The organism is Immundisolibacter sp., from assembly GCF_050250495.1.
In the GTDB taxonomy this organism is placed as follows: domain Bacteria; phylum Pseudomonadota; class Gammaproteobacteria; order Immundisolibacterales; family Immundisolibacteraceae; genus Immundisolibacter.
The window spans coordinates 126,193-132,195 of record NZ_JBFWOM010000004.1; the positions used below are offsets into that span (position 1 = coordinate 126,193).

Genomic DNA, 6,003 nt, shown 5'->3' on the forward strand with positions numbered 1-6,003 from the left:
GTCAGTCCAGGGCGTCCAGAATCTGGTCGACGCGCGCGGGCGTCAGGTGCTCGTGGTAGATGTGATCCACCTGCATCATCGGCGCGCCGCAGCAGCCGGCGAGGCACTCTTCCTCGGGCTTCAGATAGAACTTGCCGTCCGGCGTGCTCTCGCCGAGCTTCACGCCGAGTTTCTTCTCCACGTGCGACACGATCTCGTCCGCGCCGCGCAGCATGCACGAGATGTTGGTGCACACGGCGATCGAGTGCCGGCCGACCGGCTTGGTCTCGAACATCGAGTAGAACGTCGCCACCTCGTACACGTCGATCGGTTCGAGCCCGAGGTACTGCGCCACCGCGTCCATCAGCTCGACGGTGAGGTAGCCGTGGTTCTCGTGCTGCACCTCGCGCAGCGCCGCCAGCACGGCCGAGCGCTTCTGGTCGGGCGGAAACTTGGTCAGCCAGTGGTCGATCTCGTGGCGGGCATGCTCCGACAGGATGCCCCGGTACGGTTCGCTCATCGGTCGATCTCGCCAAACACGATGTCCAGGGTGGCGATGATGGCCACCAGGTCCGCCAGCATGTGCCCGCGCACCATCTCGTCGATGGCCGCCAGGTGCGAGAAGCCCGGCGCGCGCAGCTTGACGCGGTACGGCTTGTTCGAGCCGTCCGAGATCATGTACACGCCAAACTCGCCCTTGGGCGCCTCGACCGCCGAGTACACCTCGCCCTGCGGCACCGAATAGCCCTCGGTGAACAGCTTGAAGTGGTGAATCAGAGCCTCCATGTCGGCCTTCATCTCGGTGCGCGACGGCGGCGTGATCTTGTGGTCACCCACCATCACCGGCCCGGGATTCGCGCGCAGCCAGTCCACGCACTGGCGGATGATGCGGTTGCTCTGGCGCATCTCGGCCACGCGCACGAGATACCGGTCGTAGCAGTCGCCGTTCACGCCTACCGGAATCTGGAAATCGAGCTCGTCGTACACCTCGTACGGCTGCTTGCGGCGCAGATCCCAGGCCACGCCCGAACCGCGCAGCATGGGGCCGGTGAAGCCCAACTCGCGCGCCCGATCGCCGCTGACGACGCCGATGCCGACCGTGCGCTGCTTCCAGATGCGGTTGTCGGTGAGCAGCGACTCGTAATCGTCCACGCAGCCCGGGAAGCGCTCGGTAAACGCCTCGATGAAGTCGAGCAGCGAGCCCTCGCGGTCGCGATTCATGGCCTTGACGGCCTTCTCGTCGTGCCACTTCGACGGCTCGTAGCGGGCCACCGTGTCCGGCAGGTCGCGGTACACGCCGCCCGGGCGGTAGTAGGTCGCGTGCATGCGCGCGCCGGAGACTGCCTCGTAGCAGTCCATCAGGTCCTCGCGCTCGCGAAACGCGTACAGGAACACCGTCATGGCGCCCATGTCGAGCGCGTGCGCGCCGATCCACATCAGGTGGTTCAGCACGCGCGTGATCTCGTCGAACATGACGCGGATGTACTGCGCGCGGCGCGGCACCTCGATGCCGAGCAGCTTCTCGACCGCCAGCACATAGGCGTGCTCGTTGCACATCATGGACACGTAGTCGAGCCGGTCCATGTAGCCGATGGAGTGGTTGTACGGCTTGGTCTCGGCCAGCTTTTCGGTGCCGCGGTGCAGCAGTCCCACGTGCGGGTCGGCGCGCTGCACCACCTCGCCGTCCATCTCCAGCACCAGGCGCAGCACGCCGTGGGCGGCCGGGTGCTGCGGCCCGAAGTTCATCGTGTAGTTGCGTATCTCGGCCATGGCGCCTTACTCGGCCGGGTGCTCGTAGCGGAAGTCGTCGCGCCGCACGCGCGGCACGCTGATGCGGTTCTCGATGCTCACCGGCTCGTAGATCACCCGCCCCTGCTCGGCGTCGTAACGCATCTCGACCTCGCCGTTCAGCGGGAAGTCCTTGCGCAGCGGATGGCCGACGAAGCCGTAGTCGGTGAGGATGCGCCGCAGGTCCGGGTGGCCGTCGAACACGATGCCGAACAGATCGAACGCCTCGCGCTCGAACCAGTTGGCGGCCGGCCACACATCGACCACCGACGGCACCAGTGGGAACGCGTCTTCGAGGTACACCCGCACGCGCAAGCGCCAGTTCTGCGTGGTGGACAGCAGGTGGTAGACGACGGCAAAGCGCGGCTGGCCCGCCGTGCCCGGAAAATCGGAATAGTCGACGCCGCAGACGTCGATCAGCTGGTCGAAGCCGAGCGCCGGCAGATCGCGCAGCGCCATGCAAACCGCCGACACGTCCGCGCCGGCAACCTCGATGGTGACCTGATCGGCTGCACCGGTCACCACACTGACCATGCGGTCACCCAGCTGCTCGCGCAGCGCCGCCACCAGTTGTTCGGTGCGCGTGCTCATGGCTCAGCGGGCAATGGTGTGGGTGCGGCGAATCTTGTTCTGCAGCTGGATCAGCCCGAACAGCAGCGCCTCCGCGGTCGGCGGACAGCCCGGCACGTACACGTCGACCGGCACGATGCGGTCGCAGCCGCGCACCACGGCGTAGGAGTAGTGGTAGTAACCGCCGCCGTTGGCGCAGGAGCCCATCGACAGCACCCAGCGCGGCTCGGCCATCTGGTCGTAGACCTTGCGCAGCGCCGGCGCCATCTTGTTGACCAGCGTGCCGGCCACGATCATCAGGTCCGACTGGCGCGGGCTCGGCCGGAAGATGATGCCGAAGCGGTCGAGGTCATAGCGGGACGCGCCGGCCTGCATCATCTCGACCGCACAGCAGGCGAGCCCGAACGTCACCGGCCACAGGGAACCGGTCTTGCTCCAGTTCACCACCTGATCGACTGTCGTCGTCAGGAAGCCGCGCTCGGCGAGTGCCTCTACTCCCATTCGAGCGCCCCTTTCTTCCACTCGTAGATGAAGCCGATCACCAGCAGGCCCAGGAACAGCATCATGGCGGCGAAGCCGAAGCCACCGACCAACCCGCCCTTGAGGCCGACCGCCCACGGGAACAGGAACGCCACTTCCAGATCGAAGATGATGAACAGGATGGCAACCAGGTAGTAGCGCACGTCGAACTTCATGCGCGCATCCTCGAACGCCTCGAAGCCGCACTCGTAGGGCGCATTCTTCTGCGCGTCCGGGCGGTTCGGGCCGATGAAGCGGCCAGCCAGAATGGCGATTGCGCCAATGGCCACGCCGACCACCAGCAACAGCGCGATGGGCAGGTATTGCAGCAGCATGCTCAGGAATCCTGATCCTTGGGCTCGCGACAGCGGATTGTTGTGGTTCCGGCGGCGCGCGTTCGACAAGCGGATGGACGGCCACAGGCACGCCGCGGCCGCCTGAAACGCGCCCGCACCGCCCATCGTTTCGGGACACCGCAGACCCGCAAAGGGTAACAGACACACCGACCAGAAATCGATGCCGCCGCCACGCGCCGCGGCGTAAAACACGGTGTCATCGCCCGCTGTGAGGCGGGTCAGCGTGACGCCTTGGGGGTGCATCCCGATGCCCCGCTGCCGGTTACCCGACTCCCCTCTGGCAAACTGTCCCCACGCCGGCCCGCCCGCCTCAACCCATGACCGCTACTGCGCTGCACGATCCCGCCTGCCGCCGCTGCCCGCGTCTGGCCGAGTTTCTGGACGGCGTGCGCGCCGAGCGGCCGGATTATTTCGCGGCGCCCGTGCCGGGCTTCGGCAAGCCCGGCGGGCGGCTGCTGATCGTTGGGCTCGCGCCCGGCATGCACGGGGCGAACCGCACCGGGCGGCCATTCACGGGCGACTACGCGGGCCTGCTGCTGTATCGCGGCCTGCACGCGCAGGGCTTCGCCAGCGCGCCGGAGTCGACGGCGGCCGACGACGATCTGCAGCTCAGCGACTGCCGCATTGCCAATGCCGTGCAGTGCGTGCCGCCGGCCAACAAGCCGACGCCGGCCGAGATCGCCGCCTGCAACATGCACCTGCGCGCGGAACTGGCGCTGCTGCCGGCCGGCGGCGTGGCGCTGGCGCTCGGCCACATCGCGCATCAGGCGGTGCTGCGCGCGCTGGGTGAAAAGCCAGGCCGATACGCGTTTGGCCACGGCGCGCGCCACCGTCTGCCGGGCGCGCGCTGGCTGGTCGACAGCTACCACACCAGTCGCTACAACGTGCAGACCGGCCGCCTCAACGCCGCCCAGTTCGAGGCCGTGCTGGCCGAAGCCCGCGCGCTGATCGACGCCCCATGACCGACCGCCCCGACCCGAAGGCCACCGCCGCGCGGCTACCGACGCACCCCGGCGTGTACCGCATGCTGGATGCGGACGGCAAGGTCATCTACGTCGGCAAGGCGGGCAACCTGCGCCGGCGCGTCGGCAGCTACTTCAGCAAGCGCCACGACTCGCCCAAGGTGGCGCGCATGGTGGCGCAGATCGCCGACATCGAGATCACCGTCACCGCCTCCGAGGGCGAGGCGCTGATCCTCGAAAACAGCCTCATCAAGAGCCTGCGCCCGCGCTACAACATCATGCTGCGGGACGACAAGAGCTACCCGTACATCTATCTTTCGAAGGGCGAGCCGTTCCCGCGCCTCGCCTTTCACCGCGGCGCGCGCAAGGGCCCGGGGCGCTACTTCGGCCCGTACCCCAGCGCCGGCGCGGTGCGCGACAGCCTGGCACTGATGCAGCGCATCTTCCCGCTGCGCCAGTGCGAGGACGCCGTGTTCCGCGCCCGCACCCGGCCGTGTTTGCAGTACCAGATCAAGCGCTGCACCGGCCCGTGCGTGGACCTGATCGCGCCGGGCGACTACGCGTACGACGTGCGGCACGCGGAGCTGTTTCTGGAAGGCCGGAACGTGCAGGTGATCGAGGAGCTCGCGGCGCAGATGTCGCAGGCGTCCGTGACGCTGGACTACGAACGCGCCGCGCGCCTGCGCGACCAGATCGCCGCCCTGCGCCGCGCGCAGGAGCAGCAGGGCATCGAGGGCGTGGACGCGGACATCGACGTCATCGCCTGCGCCAGCAAGGACGGCGTGGCGTGCGTCGAGCTTCTGTTCATCCGCGGTGGGCGCAGCGTCGGCACGCGCTCGTACTTTCCGCGTCTCGCCGACGACGCCGAGCCCGACACGGTGCTGGCCGCCTTCCTGCCGCAGCACTACCTCGACGGCGAGGTGCCGGCCGAAATTGTCTTGAGCCACGTGGTGCCCGACCAGGCGCTCATCGAAACCGCGCTCGCCGAGACCAGCGGCCACAAGGTGCGCCTCACCGCCGCCGTGCGCGGCGATCGCGCCAAATGGCTGCGCCTGGCGCGCACCAACGCCAGCCTCACGCTGGCGCGGCGGCTGGCCAGTTCCGCCAGCCTGCGCGAGCGCTACGAGGCGCTGCAGGACGCGCTCGGCCTCGACAGCCTGCCGCAGCGGCTCGAATGCTTCGACATCAGCCACACGCGCGGCGAGGCGCCGGTGGCGTCTTGCGTCGTGTTCGACGAAAACGGCCCGGCCAAGGCCGACTACCGGCGCTTCAACATCGAGGGCGTGACCGGCGGCGACGACTACGCGGCCATGGCGCAGGCGGTCGAGCGCCGCTACACGCGCCTTCAAAAGGGCGAAGGCGTGTTCCCGGATGTGCTGCTGATCGACGGCGGGCCGGGGCAGCTCGCCCGCGTCAAGACCGTGCTGGAGGAACTCCAGGTCAGCGGCCTTGCCGTGCTCGCCGTCGGCAAGGGCGAGACGCGCCGCCCCGGCGCCGAGACGCTACTGCTGATGGGCCGCGAGCAGCCGGTCTTTCTGCAACCCGACTCGCCGGCACTGCACCTCATCCAGCACATCCGCGACGAGGCGCACCGCTTCGCCATCGCCGGCCACCGCGGGCGGCGCCAGAAGGCGCGCAACACCTCGCCGCTCGAACACATCCCGCAGCTCGGCCCCAAGCGCCGCCGCCAACTGCTGACGCGCTTCGGCGGCCTGCAGGAACTGCGCCGCGCCGGCGTGGACGATCTGGCCCAGGTGCCCGGCATCAGCCGCACACTGGCGCAAACCGTATACGACGCACTGCACGGAGAACTCGCCACATGAGCGGGC

7 protein-coding genes are annotated in these 6,003 nt (G+C 68.5%); 2 read left to right on the forward strand and 5 right to left on the reverse strand.

Annotated features, from left to right (window positions below):
* Window position 1 precedes the first annotated feature (1 nt).
* Genes nuoE through ndhC form a run of 5 tightly spaced genes read right to left on the reverse strand, consistent with a single transcriptional unit; the run spans window position 2 to window position 3,191 of the window.
* Window positions 2-499 (reverse strand): NADH-quinone oxidoreductase subunit NuoE, encoded by a 498-nt coding sequence (nuoE, locus tag AB7F93_RS04910; RefSeq protein ID WP_428301766.1) that lies wholly within the window; start codon window positions 497-499, stop codon window positions 2-4.
* Complete coding sequence (locus AB7F93_RS04915) at window positions 496-1,749, reverse strand: NADH-quinone oxidoreductase subunit D (protein WP_428301767.1); 1,254 nt, start codon at window positions 1,747-1,749, stop codon at window positions 496-498. Before AB7F93_RS04915 ends, nuoE begins: the two co-directional genes overlap by 4 nt.
* Window positions 1,750-1,755: 6 nt before the next feature.
* Window positions 1,756-2,358 carry an NADH-quinone oxidoreductase subunit C gene (locus tag AB7F93_RS04920; protein ID WP_428301768.1) on the reverse strand — a complete coding sequence of 201 codons (603 nt, stop codon included), beginning with the start codon at window positions 2,356-2,358 and terminating at the stop codon, window positions 1,756-1,758.
* Between the two features lie 3 nt (window positions 2,359-2,361).
* On the reverse strand, window positions 2,362-2,838 hold the full coding sequence (locus AB7F93_RS04925; RefSeq protein ID WP_428301769.1) for a NuoB/complex I 20 kDa subunit family protein: 477 nt from the start codon (window positions 2,836-2,838) through the stop codon (window positions 2,362-2,364).
* Entirely contained in the window at window positions 2,829-3,191 is a 363-nt protein-coding gene (ndhC, locus tag AB7F93_RS04930; RefSeq protein ID WP_428301770.1) for an NADH-quinone oxidoreductase subunit A, read from the reverse strand. The genes AB7F93_RS04925 and ndhC overlap by 10 nt, the downstream gene beginning before the upstream one ends.
* A 338-nt stretch (window positions 3,192-3,529) precedes the next feature.
* Here ndhC and AB7F93_RS04935 point away from each other — a divergent pair, with 338 nt between their 5' ends.
* On the forward strand, window positions 3,530-4,174 hold the full coding sequence (locus tag AB7F93_RS04935; protein ID WP_428301771.1) for a uracil-DNA glycosylase: 645 nt from the start codon (window positions 3,530-3,532) through the stop codon (window positions 4,172-4,174).
* On the forward strand, window positions 4,171-5,997 hold the full coding sequence (gene uvrC / locus AB7F93_RS04940) for an excinuclease ABC subunit UvrC (protein WP_428301772.1): 1,827 nt from the start codon (window positions 4,171-4,173) through the stop codon (window positions 5,995-5,997). Before AB7F93_RS04935 ends, uvrC begins: the two co-directional genes overlap by 4 nt.
* The last annotated feature ends 6 nt before the right edge of the window (window positions 5,998-6,003 follow it).